The 21081-nt window shown below is 69.9% G+C and carries 21 protein-coding genes and 1 pseudogene; 8 read left to right on the plus strand and 14 right to left on the minus strand.

The features are described 5' to 3' along the window. Positions 1 to 142 precede the first annotated feature (142 nt). A complete protein-coding gene (locus tag OG302_RS09870) occupies positions 143 to 544 on the minus strand; it encodes an STAS domain-containing protein (RefSeq protein WP_371526427.1) in 402 nt (133 codons plus the stop codon). Positions 545 to 1052: 508 nt separating this feature from the next. On the opposite strand from OG302_RS09870, the gene OG302_RS09875 reads away from it, so the two are divergent. Next, positions 1053 to 1412: a hypothetical protein gene (locus OG302_RS09875; RefSeq protein ID WP_361838653.1), complete on the plus strand. Its 360-nt coding sequence runs from the start codon at positions 1053 to 1055 to the stop codon at positions 1410 to 1412. Between the two features lie 38 nt (positions 1413 to 1450). Here the strand turns inward: OG302_RS09875 and OG302_RS09880 are convergent. Further along, positions 1451 to 2222, minus strand: a pseudogene (locus OG302_RS09880) (SDR family oxidoreductase). A gap of 186 nt (positions 2223 to 2408) precedes the next feature. On the opposite strand from OG302_RS09880, the gene OG302_RS09885 reads away from it, so the two are divergent. Continuing rightward, a complete protein-coding gene (locus OG302_RS09885) occupies positions 2409 to 3275 on the plus strand; it encodes a helix-turn-helix transcriptional regulator (RefSeq protein WP_371526428.1) in 867 nt (288 codons plus the stop codon). Between the two features lie 23 nt (positions 3276 to 3298). Here the strand turns inward: OG302_RS09885 and OG302_RS09890 are convergent, their stop codons facing one another. Together OG302_RS09890 and OG302_RS09895 are read right to left on the minus strand one after the other, a co-directional pair. Continuing rightward, the gene (locus tag OG302_RS09890) at positions 3299 to 3712 is read right to left on the minus strand and encodes a DUF5994 family protein (RefSeq protein WP_371526429.1); all 414 of its coding nucleotides are present in this window, start codon (positions 3710 to 3712) and stop codon (positions 3299 to 3301) included. Between the two features lie 74 nt (positions 3713 to 3786). Next, complete coding sequence (locus OG302_RS09895) at positions 3787 to 4773, minus strand: acyl-CoA desaturase (protein WP_371526430.1); 987 nt, start codon at positions 4771 to 4773, stop codon at positions 3787 to 3789. A gap of 663 nt (positions 4774 to 5436) precedes the next feature. On the opposite strand from OG302_RS09895, the gene OG302_RS09900 reads away from it, so the two are divergent. Beyond that, positions 5437 to 5988 (plus strand): DUF5994 family protein, encoded by a 552-nt coding sequence (locus tag OG302_RS09900; RefSeq protein ID WP_371526431.1) that lies wholly within the window; start codon positions 5437 to 5439, stop codon positions 5986 to 5988. Positions 5989 to 5993: 5 nt separating this feature from the next. Next, positions 5994 to 6269: a hypothetical protein gene (locus OG302_RS09905; protein WP_371750078.1), complete on the plus strand. Its 276-nt coding sequence runs from the start codon at positions 5994 to 5996 to the stop codon at positions 6267 to 6269. Positions 6270 to 6447: 178 nt separating this feature from the next. On the opposite strand, the gene OG302_RS09910 is transcribed toward OG302_RS09905, so the two are convergent. Beyond that, positions 6448 to 6657, minus strand: coding sequence for a DUF6243 family protein (locus OG302_RS09910; protein WP_371526432.1), 210 nt, complete (start codon positions 6655 to 6657; stop codon positions 6448 to 6450). A 281-nt stretch (positions 6658 to 6938) separates the two neighbouring features. Continuing rightward, positions 6939 to 8003, minus strand: a complete 1065-nt coding sequence (locus tag OG302_RS09915; protein ID WP_371526433.1) for an aldo/keto reductase — start codon at positions 8001 to 8003, stop codon at positions 6939 to 6941. Between the two features lie 196 nt (positions 8004 to 8199). Between OG302_RS09915 and OG302_RS09920 the strand changes: the two genes are divergently transcribed. The 3 genes from OG302_RS09920 to OG302_RS09930 all read left to right on the plus strand — a co-directional run bounded on the left by OG302_RS09920 (position 8200) and on the right by OG302_RS09930 (position 12254). After that, positions 8200 to 9039, plus strand: a complete 840-nt coding sequence (locus OG302_RS09920) for a helix-turn-helix transcriptional regulator (protein WP_371526434.1) — start codon at positions 8200 to 8202, stop codon at positions 9037 to 9039. A 144-nt stretch (positions 9040 to 9183) separates the two neighbouring features. Continuing rightward, on the plus strand, positions 9184 to 11259 hold the full coding sequence (locus tag OG302_RS09925) for a TerD family protein (RefSeq protein ID WP_371750079.1): 2076 nt from the start codon (positions 9184 to 9186) through the stop codon (positions 11257 to 11259). A 59-nt stretch (positions 11260 to 11318) separates the two neighbouring features. Further along, on the plus strand, positions 11319 to 12254 hold the full coding sequence (locus OG302_RS09930; protein WP_371526435.1) for an ornithine cyclodeaminase family protein: 936 nt from the start codon (positions 11319 to 11321) through the stop codon (positions 12252 to 12254). Positions 12255 to 12258: 4 nt separating this feature from the next. Here the strand turns inward: OG302_RS09930 and OG302_RS09935 are convergent, their stop codons facing one another. From OG302_RS09935 to OG302_RS09970, 8 genes are all read right to left on the minus strand, one after another. After that, positions 12259 to 13557 carry a sulfite oxidase gene (locus OG302_RS09935; RefSeq protein WP_371526436.1) on the minus strand — a complete coding sequence of 433 codons (1299 nt, stop codon included), beginning with the start codon at positions 13555 to 13557 and terminating at the stop codon, positions 12259 to 12261. Positions 13558 to 13610: 53 nt separating this feature from the next. Continuing rightward, positions 13611 to 14228, minus strand: coding sequence for a sugar kinase (locus OG302_RS09940; protein ID WP_371526437.1), 618 nt, complete (start codon positions 14226 to 14228; stop codon positions 13611 to 13613). A 3-nt stretch (positions 14229 to 14231) separates the two neighbouring features. After that, positions 14232 to 15389, minus strand: coding sequence for an ROK family glucokinase (locus OG302_RS09945; protein WP_361838686.1), 1158 nt, complete (start codon positions 15387 to 15389; stop codon positions 14232 to 14234). A 213-nt stretch (positions 15390 to 15602) separates the two neighbouring features. Continuing rightward, positions 15603 to 16424: an ATP-binding cassette domain-containing protein gene (locus OG302_RS09950; protein WP_371526438.1), complete on the minus strand. Its 822-nt coding sequence runs from the start codon at positions 16422 to 16424 to the stop codon at positions 15603 to 15605. Then, positions 16421 to 17491 (minus strand): ABC transporter permease, encoded by a 1071-nt coding sequence (locus OG302_RS09955; RefSeq protein ID WP_371526439.1) that lies wholly within the window; start codon positions 17489 to 17491, stop codon positions 16421 to 16423. Before OG302_RS09955 ends, OG302_RS09950 begins: the two co-directional genes overlap by 4 nt. After that, positions 17488 to 18501, minus strand: coding sequence for a sugar ABC transporter substrate-binding protein (locus OG302_RS09960; RefSeq protein WP_371526440.1), 1014 nt, complete (start codon positions 18499 to 18501; stop codon positions 17488 to 17490). Before OG302_RS09960 ends, OG302_RS09955 begins: the two co-directional genes overlap by 4 nt. A gap of 95 nt (positions 18502 to 18596) precedes the next feature. Next, positions 18597 to 19598 carry a sugar ABC transporter substrate-binding protein gene (locus OG302_RS09965; protein WP_371526441.1) on the minus strand — a complete coding sequence of 334 codons (1002 nt, stop codon included), beginning with the start codon at positions 19596 to 19598 and terminating at the stop codon, positions 18597 to 18599. Positions 19599 to 19789: 191 nt separating this feature from the next. Next, positions 19790 to 19963, minus strand: coding sequence for a CsbD family protein (locus OG302_RS09970; RefSeq protein WP_361838700.1), 174 nt, complete (start codon positions 19961 to 19963; stop codon positions 19790 to 19792). 172 nt (positions 19964 to 20135) lie between these two features. Between OG302_RS09970 and OG302_RS09975 the strand changes: the two genes are divergently transcribed. Then, the gene (locus OG302_RS09975; protein ID WP_371526442.1) at positions 20136 to 21002 is read left to right on the plus strand and encodes a SigB/SigF/SigG family RNA polymerase sigma factor; all 867 of its coding nucleotides are present in this window, start codon (positions 20136 to 20138) and stop codon (positions 21000 to 21002) included. Positions 21003 to 21081: the final 79 nt, after the last annotated feature.

Genomic DNA, 21081 nt, shown 5'->3' on the forward strand with positions numbered 1-21081 from the left:
ACCGGGTTCCCTCCCTGCTGGCACGGCTACCGGCCAAGCCATCATGTCGCCCTCGGACGCGGGCCGTTCGAGAGCGGGCGCAACGACTGGCCTGGTGGGGTGTCGCGGTCTCCCTCGTCGAGGCCGGCCTGCCTTTCGGGGATCATTCGGGGGTGGCGGCTTCTTCGAGGCTGGTAAGGGGGTGAAGGCGGGTACGCAGGCCCGCAGTGTCGAGGATTTTGAGGTGCCAGGGGCGGATACAGACGAGGTGCAGTTGGCCTTGGTGCCGGCGGGCCTGGCGGTGGGCGCGGCAGAGCAAGGCGAGTACGGTGCAGTCCAGGAAGTCGGTGGACCGCAGGTCCACGATCACCTGGGCGCCGACGGGGATGGTCGCGGCGTCGAGGTGCTGCTGGACTTCGGGGGCGGAGGCGAGGTCGATCTCTCCGTGGAGTTCGACGACGGTGACGCCCGGCAGGTGCACGGTGCGGACACGCGGGCCCGGTGACGGTATGTCCTGGGCGTGGGCCTGGTGGGTGACCGTCGGTTCTCGGTCAGTGATTCCCATAGGGTTCCCCCTGGTGCATGAGCCTCGCGCGCGCAGCAAGCGCACGGGCGGGGCAAGCGGTCACCGGGGTCCGGGGTGCTGGCTCCCAGCGTAGGGAGCGACTCGGCGAAGAAACGCGCCTGTTGGCCAGAGGAGCACCCAAAGGATGAATCCAGCGGGTCCTCAGCTCGCCGGCCAGAGGTCGGATCAGGACGACGGACGGCGCCCCAGCGACGAAGGCGACGACAGCGACGACAGCGCCGGGCATCCAGGCGTCGGCGCTCGCCCCGGCGGAATTGATCTCGACGAGGCTACGGCGCACCCGTGGATTCTTCGCACTCTGCGGTCAGACGAGGTCGAAGGCGGAACCGCAGAGGACTGATCGGTCCTCTCCCACGCGAGACCTCTCCCTCACGCAAGACCTCTCCCTCACGCGAGAGAAGAGTGGGCAGGGCGCCTGTCTATACCCATCGGCCGCAACATCGCCGACCCGGCGACCGCCGTTCCGAGCCCGAATATAATCTTGCGCATGTCGAACCCTGACGAGCTGCTCGTTGACGTCGCCGCCCTGGTGGAATCCGGGCAGAGCAACCAGATGTCCCTGACCGTGGTCACCGGTGGTGCTGTCATCACCGGCCGCCTTGCTCCCGAAGCGGTGTGGAGGCAGAGGGTGTCGGAGGTACTCACGGCCTCGGACCGCCTTGCAGAGTTCTCCGCCATCTTCGATACCCCCGCGAAGAAGGACGGGCCACCCACACACCTGCACTTCCATGTCGCGCGGATCCTGCAGGGCACGGTAGGGATTCCCGAGACGGGCGGGATGTACCGCGTGGCGATCGAGGACATCAACACCTGGACCGTGGGTGACTTCAGCTATTCCGACCACTGAGCGGCCACTCGGCAGGAACGCTCCACGCGAGGACGAGATCACCCCGCTCCTTCGCGGCTGGGGAGCATGGTCAGGGCTCGGGAGCGCTGTGCGACGAGGTCGTCATAGGTGCCGTCGCGCTCGGCCCAGCGGTGCATGAGGGCCGCCTTCACGACGATTTCGCGGGGGGGGGGTGGGGTCCGCTGAGAGCAGGTGCATGACCTCGGTGGCGAAGTCGTCGAGCGGCAGCGCGTGCGGGTTCACCTTTTCCTGGCCCGCTGTGGCGACGGCCGGGGGGACGAGTTCGACGACGCCGACGCCGGTGCCGCCGAGTTGCGCGCGTAGTGCCTCGGAGTAGGCGTGCACCGCGGCCTTCGAGGCGGCGTAGGTGGGCATGGGCGGGAACGGCAGGAAGGCGATGCCGGAGGTGACGGTGATGAAGGTGCCGGCACCCCGCCGGACCAGGTGCGGGGTGAAGGCGTCGATGACCCGGATGGTGCCCATCAGGTTGGTGTCGATCGTCGTCTCGGCCGTCTCGAAGTGCGCGGGATCGCGCAGGTCCTCCAGGAGCATGACGCCCGGCATCGTCACCACGGTGTCCAGCTCGGGGTGCCGGGCGAGCACGGCGTCACGGGCTGACGTGACGGAGGCATCGTCGGTGACATTGATGCTGATAGTGCCGAAGCCCTCTCGGGCGAGTTCCGACAGCGCCTCCTCGCTGCGGCCACCGACGGTCACGGTGCTGCCCGCCGCGGCGAACCGGCGAGCCAGCTCGCGCCCGATACCTGAGGTCCCACCGACGATGAGAACGGTGCGGTTGGAGAGATCCACGAGATCTTCCCTTCAGTCCAGGCGTCGGCGGCGTTCGGGCGCGGCGCCCTCGGTGATGTTCTGTGGTCCTCACAGAACGCTGTTCTCGCAGTCTCGACAGAGTGTGCTGGGCGCGGGAGAGCCCCTGTGTTCCCTGGTCCTGCCAGGGCCCCCTCCGACACACCCGCACCGCGTTACGGTGACGCCATGAGGGACGATGAATCCGGCAATCGGCTCGGCAGCTACCTACGCGCCCGGCGTGAGCTGGTCTCCCCGGCGCAGGCAGGGATCCCGCCCGGCGGCAACCGCCGCGTGCCCGGACTGCGCCGTGAGGAAGTCGCCCTGCTCGCCGGAATCAGCCCCGACTACTACCTGCGACTGGAACGCGGCCGCGACAAGAACCCCTCACCTCAGGTCCTCGAATCACTCGCGCGCGTCCTGCGTCTCGACGACGTCGAGCGGACGTATCTCCTCGGCCTGGCGGCTGCACGCCCCAGGGCGCCACGCCGCAAGCGACCCGAGCGCGTACCGGCACGGGTGCACCAGCTCCTCGCCCACCTTCAGATCCCCGCGTTCGTCGAAGGGCGCGCTTTCGACGTCCTGGCCTCCAACCCCATGGCCGTCACGCTCTCCCCGCGCCTGCGGCCGGGCCAGAACCGGCTTCTTTCCCTCTTTCTCGATCCCGAGGAACAAGCCTTTCACCAGGACTGGACGGAAGCCGCAGCCAGCTTCGTCGCCGCTCTTCGCACCACCATCGGGGACGACACCGACAACCCCCGGTTCGTCGAACTCGTCGGAGAACTCGCACTGTCCAGTCAGCGGTTCCGCACGCTGTGGGCCCGACACGACGTCCGCAACCTCGACGGAGGCACCGCCACCGTCCACCATCCCGTCGTCGGTGAACTGCGGCTCCACCGCGACAAACTCCCCATCGACGACGTCATCCTCGTTGTCTACTACCCCGACAAGGACAGCGACAGCGAGGAGAAGCTGCAACTCCTGGGCGCACTCTCACAGACCGAACGGGACCGCGCCCGGGGTGGGGTCGAGTGGCCTTCTGAACCGGGCGGTTGAGGGCGACCGAGGCACCCGGCCCGTCACGCGTGGCGAAGGGTGCCGCTCGCCCGCGCCGCTCGCGCCATGATCGGCTCCGCGGCCTCCTCGGCCGTATCCGGAGGGACGACGATCAGGTCCCAGCGCCCTTGGCCGGGGGCGGTGAGGACGACGGTGTGCGCGGCGGCGGCGGTCCGGCGCCTTCGCAGGCAGACAACCTGACCGGCGACGAACATGCGTCCTGGCGTGGGCGACCATGGCGCGCCGTTGAGTACGACGCTGGCGATGTGACCCCAGCTGTGGGGCAACCCGGCGATCAGCGCGGGGAGTTCGGCGAGCAGGTCGTACGAGCGCGGCCACCACGCCCCGTCGATCGCGCGGGGCCCGCCGGCTTGGGGTGCCAGGCGCAGGCGGAGCAGGGGCTGGGAGGGAAGCGGGGAGATCGGTGCGAGTGTCATGGGGTGTGGCTCCTGCCGACTGCTGTGCGTGGAGGCGGGGTTGCGGATGCTCGGGGACGTCCCGGAGGAAGCCGTCAGGCGCGGCGGGCGGCGACACGGGCCGGCGTCGGCCAGCGCACGTCACGCACGAGGCCGAGGCGTTCGAGGAGGCGGATGACCGCGGCCGACGGGTCGAGCTGGCATCGCCCCACCCCGTGCCGGGCGCTGGTCGGGTCGGCGTGGTGGAGGTTGTGCCAGCTCTCGCCGAAGGAGAGCAGGGCGAGTGGCCACAGGTTGGTGGCCCGGTCGTGGCTCCGGGTACGGAACGGGCGCTCACCGATCATGTGGCACAGCGAGTTCACGCTCCAGGTGACGTGATGCAGCAACGCGATACGGACAAGTCCCCCCCACAGCAGTCCGGTCACTCCGTGGAGCCAGCTGCCGCCGATCACCCAGCCCAGGCCGAACGGCAGGGCGAGGGTGATGACGCACAGCGCCGGAAAGGCGCGGGAGACCGCGCGGATGCCGCGGTCGGCCAGCAGGTCCGGGGCGTAACGCTCGGACGACGTAGGGTCGTTGCGGAACAGCCAGCCGACGTGCGCGTGCAGCAGTCCGCGCAACTGGCCGCGCAGATGGGTGCCGTAGCGGTACGGGGAGTGCGGGTCGCCCGGGCGGTCGGTGAACGCGTGGTGGCGGCGGTGCGTGGCGACCCACCCGATGACATCGCCCTGGAAGCTCATCGACCCGGCCACCGCGAGCGCGACGCGCACGGGGCGGACGGCCCGGAAGCTGCCGTGCGTGAGACCGCGGTGGAAGCCGACCGTGACACCGAGACCCGTGACCACGTACAGGGCGATCCCGAGCACCACGTCCCCGGGATGGATCAGACGCCCCCACAACAGCCATACGGCAGCGCCGAGCGCCACGAAGGGCAGCGCGACGATCACCGCCGTCACCGCCACGTACAGGCGATCCCCGCCTTCCCGCGGAGGCGCCGAACTCCCCTCAGGAAACGGCGAGTTGCCGTCGTACGTCCGGTCCGGCGGGAGTGTGGTGACATCTGCGGTGGAGTTCAAGGACATCTACGGACTCCTCGGCCTGGTTGCGGATGGCGCGGCCGGGGTCGGGGGCTGGCTCTGAACGGGTGGCAAGGGTGAAGGTGGGTGCTCCGGAGTGATCGGGCAGCGGTTATATGCACGCCCTCGCACCCTCCACCGTACTCCTGCTCGCCCAGAAACGGACTGGACGTACGCCGGAGTCCACCGGGTGGTCCTCGTACGCCGACTCCGTTCGCCGTCACTGCCGGCGCACCACGCCCCGAGGCCCCGGGGCCCCACCACGCGGCCCCGCAACAGGGCGTGCGCCATGAACGCACCTACCGCCCCATCGAGTTCAACCGTCTCCGGCGGGTCCGAGTAGCACCCGCCGCTCGACCCGCGGTCCGGGCCGCTGGGACCTGCTTGTCGTGCCACCGCACAGCGAGACCGACGCGGCCATCCGGCCGATGAGCACGCCGGTCGACTCCGCTCTCCGCCCCACCGGGCCCGCGCTGACGGCGTCCGCGGCACCGCGCCGGCAGGGAAGCCGACAACGGACGGCGACGGACTCGTCACCGAGCCGGCCTGCAGGAGTACCGTGTAGGCACCAAGGGCACTTCGCACTCCGGCATCCACGCGGGTCTCGTCCTCGGTGACCATCTGGCATCGAGAGCAGCCGTCGCGCCGCTCCGAAGACGGGTTCGCCCCATGATCGCGACCTTCACGCCCTCCCGCACCACCCTGCCTCTTCCGGCACCCACCGCCCGTGTGGCGCTGAAGTCCCCGACGGGCCGCGGCCTCCTCGACGGCGCCTGGTGGCCCCGCTCGCGCGACCTGACCACCGAACTCCCCGCCCTGGCGGACGAACTCGATCCGCGGTGGGGCCGCATCACCCGGGTCGCCGTGAATCCAATGCTCTGGCCCGTCGTCCCGCACAAGGTGACCGTCCACGACCGCGTGCTCAAGATCGGCTGGTTCACCCCTGAACTCGACCCCCACAAGCTGCTGTTGCTTTCCTACGGGGCCGACCGATGGGATCTGCTGGTGATCCCGCCCGAGACGGATGACGCGAGCGCCGCCCGGCTCATGAGCGCCGCCTGCGCCCCGGACGGGCCCCCGCTGACCGCCACCGATCTCATCGCCGCCGAAACCGCGCGCGACATGGCCGCGGGCGACCGGCCGCAGAGCGCGCAGGAGTCCTGGGAGTACGAGGGCGGCGCCGCCTCCGCCCACGCCGTCCACACAGACACCAGGCGGTGACCACGATGGACGCCGCACTCACCACAGCCGCCTTCCTGCTCCCGATCACCGTCGCCGCGTACGCGATGCACTGCCGCGACGCCCGCCACGCCGAAGGGATGGCCATGCACACCTACGGCCGAGCCCTGCCCGGTGGCAGGACCCCCGCCGGTCCGAGCGGCGGCGGGACTCTTCCCCGGCCCGCTCCGCCGGCCGACCGGCACGATCACCGCGACGGCGGCCGAGGACGCTTCGGGGCGCGCCGCCGCCGTGACCGCACCACGCACAAGCGGGCCCGCTGAGCCGGTCCGCGCCGTAGGTGCCGCCACCGCACCGGACGGTCGTGTCACCTTGCTGTCACCAAGACCTTCGACGCACCGGGACCACAAGGGCCACACCGCCGGTACGGCGGCAGGGCCCGGAGCGCGTGATGCGGTCCGGGCCCTGCCTCGTGATGTGCCGCCCTGCGGCGGCGCTGCGTCAGCTCTGGGTGGTGTCGTCGCTCGGCTGGCCGGCGTTCTCGGCCTGGGCTGTCTTCTCGCGCATCTTGCGCACCAGCTCCGCCTTCTGGTCGGCGGCGCCCTTGCGGTCGAGGTTGCGGTGCGGACCGTTGTTCTGGCGCTCCGCGCGGGACAGCTTCTTGCGCTTGCCGCCGCCCATGCCCACGGGGTTGTTGATGTTCTTGCTCACGGGTTCTCCCGGAATGGTGTGAAGTGATCTACGGATTCATCGGTGGGGGACGGGCGCGGCGACGTCGGAGGACGTCAGCTGGGGCCCATCACGCTCTCACTCGTAAATCGGCGTCTGGAAGAACATGACCACGACGTTACCCGGTCCCGTCACCCTCTCACACCAATTTTCCACTCCGCGGTCATCTCATACGCGGCGGCCTGGCCAGGGGCGGGGCCGCGGCGCGGCCGGCGGGAGAGGCGCCGGGCAGGGTGCCGCAGGCCGCGTCGGCCGACCGGGCATCAGCGGCGGGCCTCGATCGACATGTCGCCACGGGTCAGCGTGCGGCCGAAGTCACCGGCGAGCAGGTCGTGCGGGATGCCCAGGGTGAGCGCGCTCACCTCGTCGAGGCGGGCCAGCTGCGCGGCGGTGAAGTCGACCTCCAGGGCGCCCAGGTTGTCCTCCAGTTGGGCGGGGGTGCGCGCTCCGATGACCGGTGCCGTCACGCCCGGGTTCCGCAGGGTCCAGGCAAGACCGACCTGGGCGGGTGTGCGGCCCAGCTCCGCGGCGACCTCCTTCACGACGTCCACGACGGCGAAGTTGCGTTCGGTGAGCGCTCCGCCCGCGACGGTGACGCGCCTGCGGGTGCCGTCGTCGACCGCGGCGTTCGCCGCGGTCAGGTCGTCGCGGCCGTACTTTCCGGTGAGCACCCCGCCCGCCAGCGGCGAGTACGGCAGCACCCCGAGCCCCAGCTCACGTGCCATGGGGATCAGGTCACGTTCCCCGGTGCGCTCGATCAGGCTGTACTCGATCTGCAGCGCCACCAGCGGCGACCAGCCGCGCAGGTCGGCGATGGCCTGCATGCGCGACACCTGCCAGGCCGGGGCGTTGGAGATCGCCACGTACAGGACCTTGCCCTGGCGGACCAGGTCGTCCATGCCGCGCAGGATCTCCTCGACCGGCGTCGTGAAGTCCCACACGTGCAGGTAGAGCAGGTCGATGTAGTCCGTCCGCAGCCTCCGCAGGCTGGCCTCCACGGACGCGAACATGCTCTTTCGGTGGCTCCCCCCGGAATTGGGGTCGCCGGGCCTGCGCAGCGTCGTGTACTTCGTCGCCAGCACCAGGCTCTCGCGGTTGTCACGGGTGAACTCGCCCAGCAGGCGCTCGGAGCTGCCGTCGGTGTAGGTGGTGGCGGTGTCGATGAAGTTGCCGCCGCGCTCGACGTAGAGGTCGAACAGCTTGCGCGCCTCGTCCTGCTCGGCGCCCCACCCCCATTCGGTGCCGAAGGTCGCCGCGCCCAGCGCCAGCGGGGAGACCCGCAGTCCGGAGCGGCCGAGGAGCCGGTAGCTGTCGAGGGTGAGAGACATCGTGTGCTCCTGTGTCTGTGGTGCTTGGGTGCTCGTCGTGCTTGGGGTGCCCGGGGTGCTTCGTCGCGCTTGTGGCCCCTTCCGACGTCGAGTCTGTGACCGCCGGGAGCCGGGGGTAAGGGAAGGAAGTTCCTGGGAACAGCAGTCCCACCCCGGCTGTTGGACCGGCCATGACGACCTGGCTGCTGGACCGCCCATGACGACGGACACCGTCGACCCGATACAGGAGCTGGCCGCGTTCCTGCGGGCCCGGCGCGAACGCCTGGACCCGCACGATGTCGGCCTGCCGCCGCGCCGGCGGTCCCGGCGGACCCAGGGGCTGCGCCGCGAGGAGGTCGCCGAACTGGCCGGGGTGAGCATCGACTACGTCGTGCGGCTGGAACAGGGCCGGGGGCTGCGGCCATCGGCGGACGTGGTGGAGGCGCTGTCCCGGGCGCTGCGCCTGGCCCCCGACGAACGCGCCTACCTCTTCGACCTGGCCCAGCGGCGCCCCCGCAGGGCGGCCGAGCCCGCCACCACGGCGGCGCCGCAGCTGGCCCGGCTGGTCGACGACCTGTCGCCGCTGCCCGCCATGCTGCTGAACCACCGCTACGACATCCTGGCCTGGAACACCGCGATGGCGAGGCTGCTCCTGGATTTCGACACCCTGCCGCCGTCGCGGCGCAACGTGATGTGGCTGTGCCTGATGCATCCGGGGATGCGTGAGGTCTATGTCGACCGCGAACGCGTCGTGCAGGAGGGGATCGCCCACTTGCGCGCCGCGTGGGCCGCGCATCCGGAGGATCAGGAGCTGGCCGATCGCATCACCGAATTCGCCGCGCATGACGCGGACTTCGCGCGGTTGTGGGCCGAGCGGGACATCAAGGTCAACGGCCGCGGGCGCAAGGTGCTGCGGCATCCCGTCATCGGTGAGGTGGCGGTGCGGTTCGAGGTGCTCGTGCCGCTCCAGGACCCGGACCAGCAGTTGGTCATCTACCGTGCCGCGGACGAAGAGAGCCGGTCGGCATTGGACCGGTTGCCCGGGGCGCGTGGGTAAGAGGGCGCCGGAGCTCTTGTCAGGGTGACTGTTTCCGCAGCAAGCTCCTATGACAGAGGAGTATTCAACTTCCGCTCTAAGGAGGGCCGTTCGGCCTCCGACCGCACTGCCCTTCCCGTTTCCTGGGGGGCGCGTGTGCGCGAGATGACCAAGGGCGCGAATGTCGCCCTGACTGCGCTCGGCGAGGACGCCGGTGCCGTGATCGTGCGGCTGAGCTGGAGCAGTCCCAGCGGTGAGGGCGACGCCGACGTGTCGGTACTGCTGCTCCGTGCGAACGGCCGGGTGGGCGGCAACGGCGACTTCTTCTTCTACAACAACCCGACGGCGGCGGACGGTTCCGTGGAGCTGCTCGGCCAGACCCCTACAGACAACGGCAGCGAGGACCGGATCAAGCTCGATCTGTCGGCGCTGCCCGCCGACGTGGGATGCGCGGTCGTCGCGGCGAGCCGCTACCGGCGCGCCGGGTTCGGCGAACTCGAGAACCTCCGGCTCACGCTCACCGACCGGACCGGCGAGGACATCATCGGCTTCTCCATCGGCGGGGCGTCCCAGGAGAGCGCGTTCGTCTTCGGGGAGATCTACCGGCGACAGGGCACGTGGAAGTTCCGGGCAGTGGGCCAGGGCTACGATTCCGGGCTCGCGGGCCTGGCGACGGACTACGGGATCGAGATCGACGAGGACGACGAAAACGACGCGGACACAGCGGGTGGCGGGGAGGACGTGCCTTCGCGGACGGTGGCGGTGCCAGGGGCCGGGGCGGTGGCGGTCTCGTGCGCGGCGGCAGCCGTCCCGCCCCAGGCGGCGCCGCCCGCACCGTCCCCCGGACAGCCCACCCCGTCGCCCCCCGGGCAGCCCGCACCGCCTCCCGCACGGCCCGCACCGCCCCCCGTGCAAAATGCGGTGTCCCCCGCGCAGCCCCCGCCGCGCCGACCACGTACGACCACGAAGAAGCGGACCACCCTCCCCAGAAGCACGCCCAAGCCGTCCCTGGCGGAGAACGATGCATGGCGGCAGGCGCGCCTCTTCCCCGTGCCGACGCTGAAGAGCGACAGGGACCGCGAGGTCCGGGCGACGTCGATCCTCCTCGCGGTGATGGCCCAGGTGCCGGAGTTCGGGCGGCGGCTGACCGCCGCGTTCGGAGCCCCCGCGGGCCGCATGGAGACCTTCACCGAGGTCGCGCTGCCGAACGCGGACCGGCCGCGGCGCCCCGACGGCGTCATCAGGGTGGAGCGTGCGGGAAAGCTCTGGACGGCGCTGGTGGAGACGAAGACCAACGGCAACCCGCTCAGGCCCGAACAGGTCCAGGACTACGTGGACATAGCCGCCCGGCGTGGCTACGAGGCGGTCGTCACGCTCTCCAACGACGTGGCGCTGGACGGCAGCCCGCCGGTCGACACGAAGGCCGACGGCCGCCGCCGGAACAAGGTCGCGCTCTGGCATCTGGCGTGGGCGGACGTGACGCACCAGGCGCAGCTCCTGCTCCTCCACGAGGGCGTACGCCAGGAGCCGCACGCCTGGCTGCTGCGCGAGCTCCTGCACTACCTCCAGCACGAGAACTCGGGTTGCCACGGCTTCCAGAACATGGGCCCCGCCTGGGTCCCGGTCCGCAACGGCATCGACGACGAGACCCTGGTCCCCGGCGACTCACGCGCGGTCCTCGTCGTCGAGAGCTGGGAGCGCCTGATCCGCCAGGTGTGCCTGCGGCTGGGCGGCGAGCTCGGCGAGAAGGTGACCCCCGTCCAGCGGGCCAAGCGCGGCACGGATCCCCACTCACGGCGTCTGGCGCTGGCCAGGTCCCTCTGCGAGGAGGGCAGGCTGCACGCCGAGATCAGGATCGACGGCGCACCCGGCACCCTGCGGATCACCGCGGATCTGCGCCTGAGCCGCCTCCGTACGTCGATGGCGGTCCCCGCGCCCGAGCAGGGCTACCCGCTCCCCTGGGTGAAGCGCCTGATGAAGCAGCTGTCCGACGCCCCCGCCGACCTCCATGTCCAGACGCTGATCCGCGGCGAGGTGCCGGGCCCGCGCGGCACCCTGGACAGGCTCCGCCCGGAACCGGCGGATCTGCTCCCCGCCCCCGGCAGCCCGATCACCGGATTACGCCTGTCCCTCTCCTGCGGCCTCGGCAGCACGCGCGGCAACGGGGAGTCGGGTTTCATCCGCAGTGTCGACCAGGCGGTGGAGATGTTCTATAAGGGAGTGATCATGAACGTGATGTGATGCGAGCAGGGATGCGAGCAGAGAGCCCCGGGCAGACAGCAACCCCGAAAGGACCAGGCATGAGCGAGGCCCCGCCCTACGTCGACGCCGAGGCGATGGCCCGGCTCGTCCCGATGTCCACGGCGATCGAGGCGGTGGAGGCCGCCCTTGGGACGGGCCTGGACCCGGAGAAGGAACCGCCGCGGGGAGTGGTGGACGTACCGGGCGGCCAGCTCTTGATGATGCCGTCGTCCACGCGGTCGTACACGGGGGTGAAGATCGCCACGGTCACCCCGCGGAACGCGGCCCGCGACCTGCCCCGCGTCCAGGGCGTGTACCTCCTCCTGGACGGAACGACCCACACGCCCGTCGCCCTGCTGGACGGCATCGCGCTGACGTCGCTGCGCACCCCCGCGGTGTCGGGCGCGGCGATCAGGCATCTGGCGGTCCCGGAGGCCGGCCGTCTCCTGGTCTTCGGCACCGGCCCTCAGGCCTGGGGCCATGTGGAGGCGGTACGCGCGGTGCGCCCGACCCTGGCGCACGTGGACGTGGTGGCACGGAACCCGGAACGGGTGGCGGCCTTCGTCGAGCGGTGCCGCGACGCGGGCCTGTCGGCGGCGCCCGCGACTCCGGCGGACGTCGCCACGGCCGACGTGGTCTGCTGCTGCACGACGGCCCGCGAACCGCTCTTCGACAGCGCACTGCTCCCGTCCCACGCGACGGTGGCGGCGGTGGGCTCACACGAACCGGACGCACGCGAGGTCGACGAAAAGCTCCTGCGACGCGGCCTGGTGGTGGCCGAGTCGCACGAGGTGGCGATGCGGGAGTGCGGAGACATCGTCCTCGCGACGGCATCGGGCGCCTTCGACATGAACACCTTGCGGACGCTGGACGAGTTGGTACGGGGCGAGGTAAAGCTGCCCGATGGACAACCGCGGCTGTTCAAGTCGGCGGGGATGGCCTGGGAGGACCTGGCGGTGGCGGCGGCTGTCTACGAGGGAGTGAAGGCCGGCTAGGAGCTCACACCACCCGTACCGCATGTCGTACCACCGCGTCGAACAAGTAGCCCTGTGTGTTGTGTGTCGTCGTGGTCGGCTGGGTGTGGCCCGTGGTGTCCGTCGTGCGGGCCAGGAGCGTGGCCGGGCCGGGGGTGCTGGGGTGCCAAGGCGTGGTCCAGCGGGTCCAACTGCCCTGCCGGGGCTTGTCCTTGAGGTGGGCCTTGTGCCAGGTGCGGCCCGCGTCCGTGCTGATGTCCACGTGCGCAATCGCGCCCTTCGCCGACCATGAGCGGCCCGTGAGGTGGTGGGTCCGTCCTGCTGGAAGGGCCGCGTTCCAGGGGAGCTCGAAGGCCGACTTCAGGGTCTGGTGGGTCAGCGGGGTGCTGCCCTCCGGCGGGTAGGCCTCGCCGAACAGGCGGTAGAAGCGCGTGTTCCAGGGGGAGTAGAGCGGCGTCGACGAGACCTCGATGTCGCCCACCCATTTGATCGACGCGATGCCCACCCACGCCGGGACCAGGAGCCGCACCGGGTAGCCGTGGTCCGCGGGGAGCGGGGCGCCGTTCATCTCGTACGCCAGGATCACGTCGTCCATCGCCTTGGCGAGCGGCAGCGGGCGGCGGACCCGGCCCAGGTTCGTGCCGTCGTCCGCGACGTACTCCGCGTCCAGGCCACTCGGCATGACGTCCACGGCATGGCGCGACACGCCTGCCAGCCGGAGGACGTCGGAGAGGCGTACGCCGCGCCAGCGCGCGTTTCCGATCGCTCCCAGGGTCCAGGGCGTGCCGGAGGCCGGCTGTCCCTGCTGGGTCGTGAAGAAGCTTCTGCCGTTGCCCGCGCATTCGACGAAGGCGGTGCGTGACGTCGACGGGAGGCGTTCGAGGTCGGCGAGCGTGAACTCCCTTGCCCCGCCGCCCTTCAGGCCGTCGCCCCAGATCTTCAGGCTCCACGTCTTAGCGTCCAGGCGTGGTGTCGCCGTGTGGTTTCGGACGAAGAAGTGGGAGGCGGGGGTGTAGTAACCCGTCCCTGCCAGCGCCTCGAACTTCGTTTCCGCGTTCGTGCCGCGGATCGTGAAGCGGTCCTCGGGAAGCGGTTTCACGATCCCGGCGGCGGCCTTGGGTACGGAGTCGGCGGGGTCGGCCGCCACTGCCGTCGGTGCTCCCAGGGACGCCACCGCACCAGCGGCCCCGGCCGCCGCGAGGAGTCGCAGCATGTCCCTGCGTGCCACTCCGTCCGCCCGCGCCTCCCCCACGAGCCACTGGGCGTGCCGCCGTTCGTCATACGCCTCTTCGGATGGCCCCGCGGACGTCTCTCTGGAGATCATGAGCGTCATCGTACGAGCCGACCGTCGGTCAACTCACCGATGAAACACGCCAGTTACGGGGTTGTCGTAGACACTACATAGACCATCGGGTGCTCCGGGTTGGCGCGGTTCACCACCACGTCGAGGGTCGGCACCGGGTCCTTCTGCACATGGGTGAGGCCGAGCCAGGGGCCCGGGTCCGTGAACTCCCAGCCGACCACCTTGCGGTCGCGCTTGCTGATGGTGATGTCGTTCTTCTTCAGCTTGTCGGTGCTCGTGCCGATCCGCTTGAGGAACTTGTCCAGGCCCTTGTTGCTCGTGAGGAACTGGGCGTACAGCCGGCTGGTGCGCCAGTTGTTCGTCTCGTAGTAGGCGACTTCCCGGGAGTACGGGGGGATCGGCACGTCGTAGAGACGGCGCTGCACCCTGGAGGGCCAGCCCGCGGTGAGACCCGTCGCGGAGTACTTGGCCTCCTTGTCGCGGCCGCTGTTGCGACTCTGGTTCGCGGAGATCACCAGATAGCCGGCCGGCACGCCGATCAGGAGCACGATGATCGTGGCCGTCAGCCAGCGGCGGCGGATCATGTGGCGGTGGTCCTCGCGGGGGCCGCCCCCGCCTGCGGACTCAGGGGAGCCCGAGGATTCCGGGGAGTCGGGCGAGTCCGGGGACGAGGGCTGGCGCGGCACGGTCATCACTTACTGGGTTCCCTGCGAGGTGCGGTCGTTGGTGCGGCGCGCTTCCACGTACCGCTCGTAGCGTTCGTGGCGCTCCACGCGGCGGCGGTTCGCCCTGCGGAAGCGGCGGGCCACCAGTCGTGCCAGGTCGGCGGCGCCCACCATGCCCGCCTCGGGGCCGAGCTGGGCGCGGGCGATACGGGCCTCGGGGCGGTAGCCGCGGCCCGTGAGCTGGCGGCGGAAGGCGTCGCGGGCCGGGCCGATGAGGAGGTCGTCGGCGGCCGAGACGCCGCCGCCGATCACGAAGCAGGACGGGTCGAGGGCGGCGGCGAGGTTCGCGATGCCGACGCCGAGCCACTGGCCGATGTCCTGGAGCAGCTCCACGCACATCGCGTCGCCCTCGCGGGCCAGCTCCGTGATGAGGGGGCCGGTGATGTCGGGGATGTTGCCCTTGACCCGCTCGATGATCCCGTACGCGACCGGGGAGTCGGCCGCGGCGAGCTCGCGGGCCTCCCTGACCAGCGCGTTGCCGGAGCTGTACTGCTCCCAGCAGCCGCGGTTGCCGCACGGGCAGCGGTGGCCGCCGGGGACGACCTGCATATGGCCGAACTCCCCGGCCACGCCGAACTTGCCGCGCTTGACCTGGCCGTCCTCCAGGATCGCGCCGCCGATGCCGGTGCCGAGCGTGATCATGACCAGGTGGTCCTCGCCGCGGGCCGCTCCAAAGCGCCACTCCGCCCACGCGGCGGTGTTCGCGTCGTTGTCGACGAGCACGGGAACCGCGAGGCGGCCCGAGATGCGGTCGCGGAGGGGTTCGTTGCGCCATGACAGGTGCGGGGCGAACAGGACGCGGTTGCGGTCCGCGTCGACCCAGCCCGCCGCGCCGATGCCCACCGCGTGCACGTCGTGCCGGTCGGAGAGGTCGAGGACCAGCTCGACGATGGTGTCCTCGACGACCTTGGGGCTCTTGGACTTGTCCGGGGTCTCCGTACGGAGCGTCTCCAGGATGTTGCCGTCGGCGTCGACGACGCCCGCCATCACCTTCGTGCCGCCGATGTCGATGCCGACGGTGGGCACACGGGGCGCCGTCAGATGTGATCGGCGCTCCCGCGTGCCCACGGTACGCAGAACGGTGGCCCGGGCGGAGCCGCGGTGCGCGAGGTCGCGGTAGGTGCTCATTGCGGCGATTCTGCCTCACACTCGCGGGGGCGCGCACAACGGGACTCGGGGTGCCCCCGTAGGGACGCGGGGAACTGCGCGCTCAGCCGTCGAAAAGCCGCAGTCGCGTCTGCTGGGTGACCGAGCAGACGCGACTGCGGCTTTTTCGTGGTTGCTCGCGCCTCGCGGCGGAGCCGCTGATGACACAGCCCCGCGCCCCTGACGGGGCGCTGCTCAGCGCTTCTCCAGCTCGTGGCGCAAGTCGTCCAGCTCTGATCCGCCCGCCATCTGGCGGGTCAGTTCGTCCAGGGTGACCTCGTCGCGGGCGTAGCTGCCGAACATCGCGCCGCGCTTCAGGAGGACGAAGCGGTTGCCGACCAGGTACGCGTGGTGCGGGTTGTGGGTGATCAAGACCACTCCGAGTCCCGCGTCCCGCGCCGCCGCGACGTACTTCAGGACGACGCCCGACTGCTTCACGCCGAGCGCCGCCGTCGGCTCGTCGAGCACGAGGACCTTGGCGCCGAAGTAGACGGCCCGCGCGATCGCCACGCACTGGCGCTCGCCGCCCGACAGGGTGCCGATGGGCTGGTCGACGTCGCGCAGGTCGATGCCCATGCGGAGCAGCTCGGCGCGGGTCGTCTCGCGCATCAGGTCGACGTCCAGGCGCTTGAAGGGACCCACGCCCTTCGTCGGCTCGGAGCCGAGGAAGAAGTTGCGCCAGACCGGCATCAGCGGGACCACGGCGAGGTCCTGGTAGACCGTGGCGATTCCGCGGTCCAGGGCCTCGCGCGGCGAGCCGAGCTTCGCGTCCTCGCCGTCGATGCGGAATTCTCCCGCGTCGTGCCGGTGCAGACCCGCGATGATCTTGATGAGGGTCGACTTGCCCGCGCCGTTGTCGCCCAGGACGCAGGAGATCTCGCCCGCGTGGACCTCCAGGGAGACGCCTTCGAGGGCGCGGATGTTGCCGTAGTACTTACTGACGTCGTCGAGCTCGACGAGCGGGGTGCGGTCCGGTCCCGGTACCGCATCGGTGACGTCGGTCGGTTCGGTGGTCACTTCGTCGCCTCCGCGCGCTTGCGGACCCAGTGGTTGAGCAGGGTCGCCAGGAGCAGCATCACTCCGAGGAAGAACTTGAACCAGTCCGGGTTCCACTCGGCGAACACGATGCCCTTGCTGACCATGCCGAAGATGAGGGCACCCACGGCCGCGCCGACCGCGGAGCCGTAGCCGCCGGTGATCAGGCAGCCGCCGATGACGGCCGCGATGATGTAGACCAGTTCGTTGCCGACGCCCTCGCCGGACTGCACGACGTCGTACGAGAACAGCAGGTGCTGGCCCGAGATCCAGGCGCCGAAGGCGACGCCCATGTAGAGGCCGATCTTGGTTGCCGCGACCGGGACGCCGACCGCGCGGGCCGCGTCCTCGCCGCCGCCGACCGCGAAGATCCAGTTGCCGACGCGGGTACGGAGCAGAACCCAGGTGGCGACCGCGATCAGGGCCAGCCACCAGACGATCGTGATCTTGAAGTCGACGCCGCCGATGGTGATCGTCGAGGCGAAGACGTTCCTGGCGGAGGTGAAGCCCTCCATGTCGGCGATCGACTTCGTGGAGACCGTGCCGCTGATCAGCTTGGTGAAGCCGAGGTTCATGCCGGTCAGCATCAGGAACGTGCCGAGCGTGATGATGAAGCTCGGCGGGTCGGTGCGCGTCAGCATCACGCCGTTGAAGACGCCGACCCCGAGGGTGGCGATCAGCGAGACGAGCACGCCGACCCAGACGTTCGCCGTCATCTGGTAGCTGAACATCGACGAGATCAGCGCGGACGTCGTCACCATGACGCCCGCCGACAGGTCGAACTCGCCGCCGATCATCAGGAGCGCCACCGGCACCGCCATGATGCCGAGGGTCGATGCCGCGTAGAGGACCGTGGCGAGGCTGGTGGCCTGCAGGAAACTGTCCGCGGCGACCGCGAAGAAGATGAAGACGGCGATGGCGCCGACGACGGAACCGAGCTCGGGGCGGCCCATCAGCTTCTTCAGCGGCGAGGCCTTCAGGAGGCGCTCGTCCGTCTTCGTGCCCGGAGAGCCGGGGGAAGGGGCGGGCGCCGGCGCTGTCGCTGTCATCGGGTCCCTCGCTTCGCGTAATCCTCCAGCTTGGCGGCCTGGTCCTTGGTGATGATCTGCGGTCCGGTGAGGACCGGCTTGCCGCCGCCGAGCACGTCGTCGTTGTACTTGTAGAGCCAGAGCAGGTCCACGGCCTCGTAGCCCTGGAGGTAGGGCTGCTGGTCGACGGCGAAGCCGAGCGTGCCGTCCTTCAGGCCCGCCGCGACCTTCTCGTTCAGGTCGAAGGTGTCGACCTCGGCCTTGCTGCCGGCGCTGTCCGCGGCCTTCACCGCGGTGTCCGCGAAGGGCGCGCCGAGCGTGACGACCGAGTCGATGGACTTGTCGGACTGGAGCCTGGCCTCGATGGAGGACTGCACGTCGGGCATGTTCGTGCCGGTCACGTACAGGTTCTGCATCTTGCCGTCGAAGGTCTTCTTGGCGCCCTCGCAGCGCTGCTCGTGGCCGACGTTGCCCTGCTCGTGCAGGATGCAGAGCGCCTTCTTCTTGCCGCGCTTGTTGAGCTCCTCGCCGACGGCCTCGCCCGCGATCGTCTCGTCCTGGCCGATGTGGGTGAGCGCACCGAACTCCTTGGACTCCGCGGAGCCTGAGTTCACCGTGATCACCGGGATACCGGCCTTCTTCGCGCGGGCCAGGGCGCCCTTCATCGCCGCGGGCTTGGCGAGGCTGACGATGATGCCGTCGACCTTCTTGTCGATGTACGAGTCCACCAGCTGGGCCTGCTGCTGGGCCTCGGCGTTGTGGGAGTACAGGAACTTGATGTTGTCCTTGCGGGCCGCCTGCTCGGCGCCCTCCTGGACGATGTCCCAGAACGTGTCGCCGTCACCCGAGTGGGTCACCATTCCGAACGTCCAGTTCGGCGTGTTCACCGCGGCCTTGCCCTGTGCCGTTGCCGCCTTGCGTGCGTCCTCGGCGCGCTTGCCACCGGTGCTGCTGCACCCCGCGAGGGATACCCCGAGCACCGCGACCAGCACGGCGCCCACCGCACGTACCCCTGTCTGAACCCTTGCCACGACGCCGTGCCCTTCTAGCTCTGCTCCTCGGTGAGGCCGGTCCGGATCCCCGGCCCCAGCCGCCCAAGTATCGGTCACGCGGATCACGCATGTGTTCATCGGGTACCGCGGGCGGTGTACTTCTCCAGCTTCGGCACGTCCTTCTCGGTGACGATCGCGGGTCCGGTGAGGACGGGCTTGCCGCCGCCGAGGACGTTCGCGTTGGTCTTGTAGAGCCACAGCTCGTCGATGGCGAGGTAGCCCTGCAGGTAGGGCTGCTGGTCGACGGCGAAGCCGACCTCCTTGGCCTTGAGGCGCTTGACGACCTCGGCGTTCAGGTCGAACGTGTCGACCTCCGCCGTGCTCTTCGCGTCCTCCTTGGCCTTCACCGAGATGGCGGCGATCGGCGCGCCGAGGGTGACGACGGCGTCGATGCTCTTGGTCGCCTGGAGTTTCGCGCTGATGGAGGACTGGGCTCCGGGCGCGTTGGTGCCTTCGACGTTGAGATTCTCGACCGAGCCCTTGAAGGTCTTCTTGACGCCCGCGCAGCGCTGCTCCAGGGAGACGTTGCCCTGCTCGTGGATGACGCAGAGCGCCTTCTTCTTGCCGCGCTTGGTCAGCTCGTCGCCGACCGCCTCGCCCGCCACGGACTCGTCCTGGCCGATGTGGCTGAGCGCGCCGAAGTCCGCGGAGAACTCGCCGCCGGAGTTGATCGTGACGACCGGTATCCCGGCTGCCTCGGCCTTGCCGAGGACCGCCTTCATCGCCTCGGGCTTGGCCAGGGTCACGACGATGCCGTCGACCTTCTTGTCGATCGCCGACTGGACGAGCTCGGCCTGCCCCTTGGCCTCTTTGTCGTTGGAGTAGAGGAACTCGACGTTGTCCTTGCGGGCCGCCTGCTTCGCACCGCTCTGGACGATGTCCCAGAAGGTGTCGCCCTCGCCGGAGTGCGTGACCATCGAGATCTTGAGGCGGGGCGTGTTCACGCCCTTGCCGCCTCCCCCGCCGTCACCCGACGTGTCCTCGTCGTCCTTGCCGCCGGAGCTGCTGCACCCGGCGGCGAGCGCGATGACGGCCATGCAAACGGTGATGCCTGCTGCCCTGCGGGCTGTACGCATGGTGGGACCACCTCTTCTTCCGGCCGCCCGAGTGCGGCTGGAGGAGTTCTAGCGGCGGCCGCGCGGCAGCGTCAATGGCTTTGTCAGAACATTCTGACGACCGTTGGCGAGTTGGTATCTGCGGCGGCGCGCGCACAACGCCGTCGGGGCGGCCCCGGAAGACGGGACCGCCCCAACAGTGCTGTGCGAGATCAGTGCTTGCCGATGTCCTTGGTCTTCTCCTTCGCCTGCCGCGCGTCGCCCTTCATCTGCTGGGCGCGGCCCTCGGCGGTGAGGCGTTCGTTGCCCACGGCGCGTCCGGCGGCTTCCTTCGCGGCACCGGTGGCCTGCTCGGTCTTCGCCTTGGCCTTCTCGTTGGCGGTCATGGTCCGCTCACGCTCCTTGGCATCGACATCATGTGCTGCCACTCCGAATGACCGCTCAGCCGCCCGTCAAACATCACCGCAATGCTCGGAATTGCGTGTGTGTGGGCGTCGGACGGCGGGGTACACGGGCGCTCGCCGAAGGAAGATTCGATCCTAAGAAGGAGCGGAACGCATGAGCACCGCGGCGCTGGAGCAGACGCAGGACCCGGCCACCCGAGCCGGGGACGAACTCGCTGAACGCGCGTACACGGACCCCTCCTCCATCGCGCCGAGGGACGCGCGGGAGGTCGGCAAGCGTTTCTTCGACCGCCTCACCCAACTCGAAGAGGGCACGCACGAGTACCAGTACGTGCGCAACGCCCTGATCGAGATGAACCTCTCCCTCGTGCAGTACGCGGCCTCCCGGTTCAAGCACCGCGGCCACCAGGAGATGGAAGACATCATCCAGGTCGGCACCATAGGCCTGATCAAGGCCATCGACCGGTTCGAGCTCTCCCGCGAGGTCGAGTTCACGTCCTTCGCCGTCCCTTACATCACCGGGGAGATCAAGCGGTTCTTCCGCGACACCTCCTGGGCCGTGCACGTGCCGCGCCGCCTGCAGGAAGCACGCATCGAACTGTCCAAGGCCACCGAGGAGCTGCGCACCCGTCTGGGCCGGATGCCCTCCACGGCCGAGCTGGCGGAACTGATGCAGCTCAAGCCCTCTGAGGTAGCCGAGGCGCAGAAGGCGTCCAACGGCTACAACGCCGTCTCCCTGAACGCGGCCGTCAACGGCGCCGATGACGAATCCGACACGATGCTCGCGGACTTCATCGGCATCGACGAGCAGTCCTTCGAACTCGTCGAGAACTTCCACTCGCTCGCCCCGCTGATCGCCGGACTCGACGAACGGGAACGCACCCTCATCCATCTCCGCTTCGTCGAGGAGCAGACCCAGCAGCAGATCGCCGACGCGCTCGGCTGCTCGCAGATGCACGTCTCCCGGCTGATCACCCGTCTCGTGGGCAAGCTCCGCGCCGGCCTGCTGGCCACCGACTAGCCCCGCGCGAACCGTCCGGGCGGTGGCGGGTGTAACGGCGGTCTCCTGGGGCACCAGGAGACCGCAAACCCGTACAGAA

It is taken from the genome of Streptomyces sp. NBC_01283 (genome assembly GCF_041435335.1).
Lineage (GTDB): Bacteria > Actinomycetota > Actinomycetes > Streptomycetales > Streptomycetaceae > Streptomyces.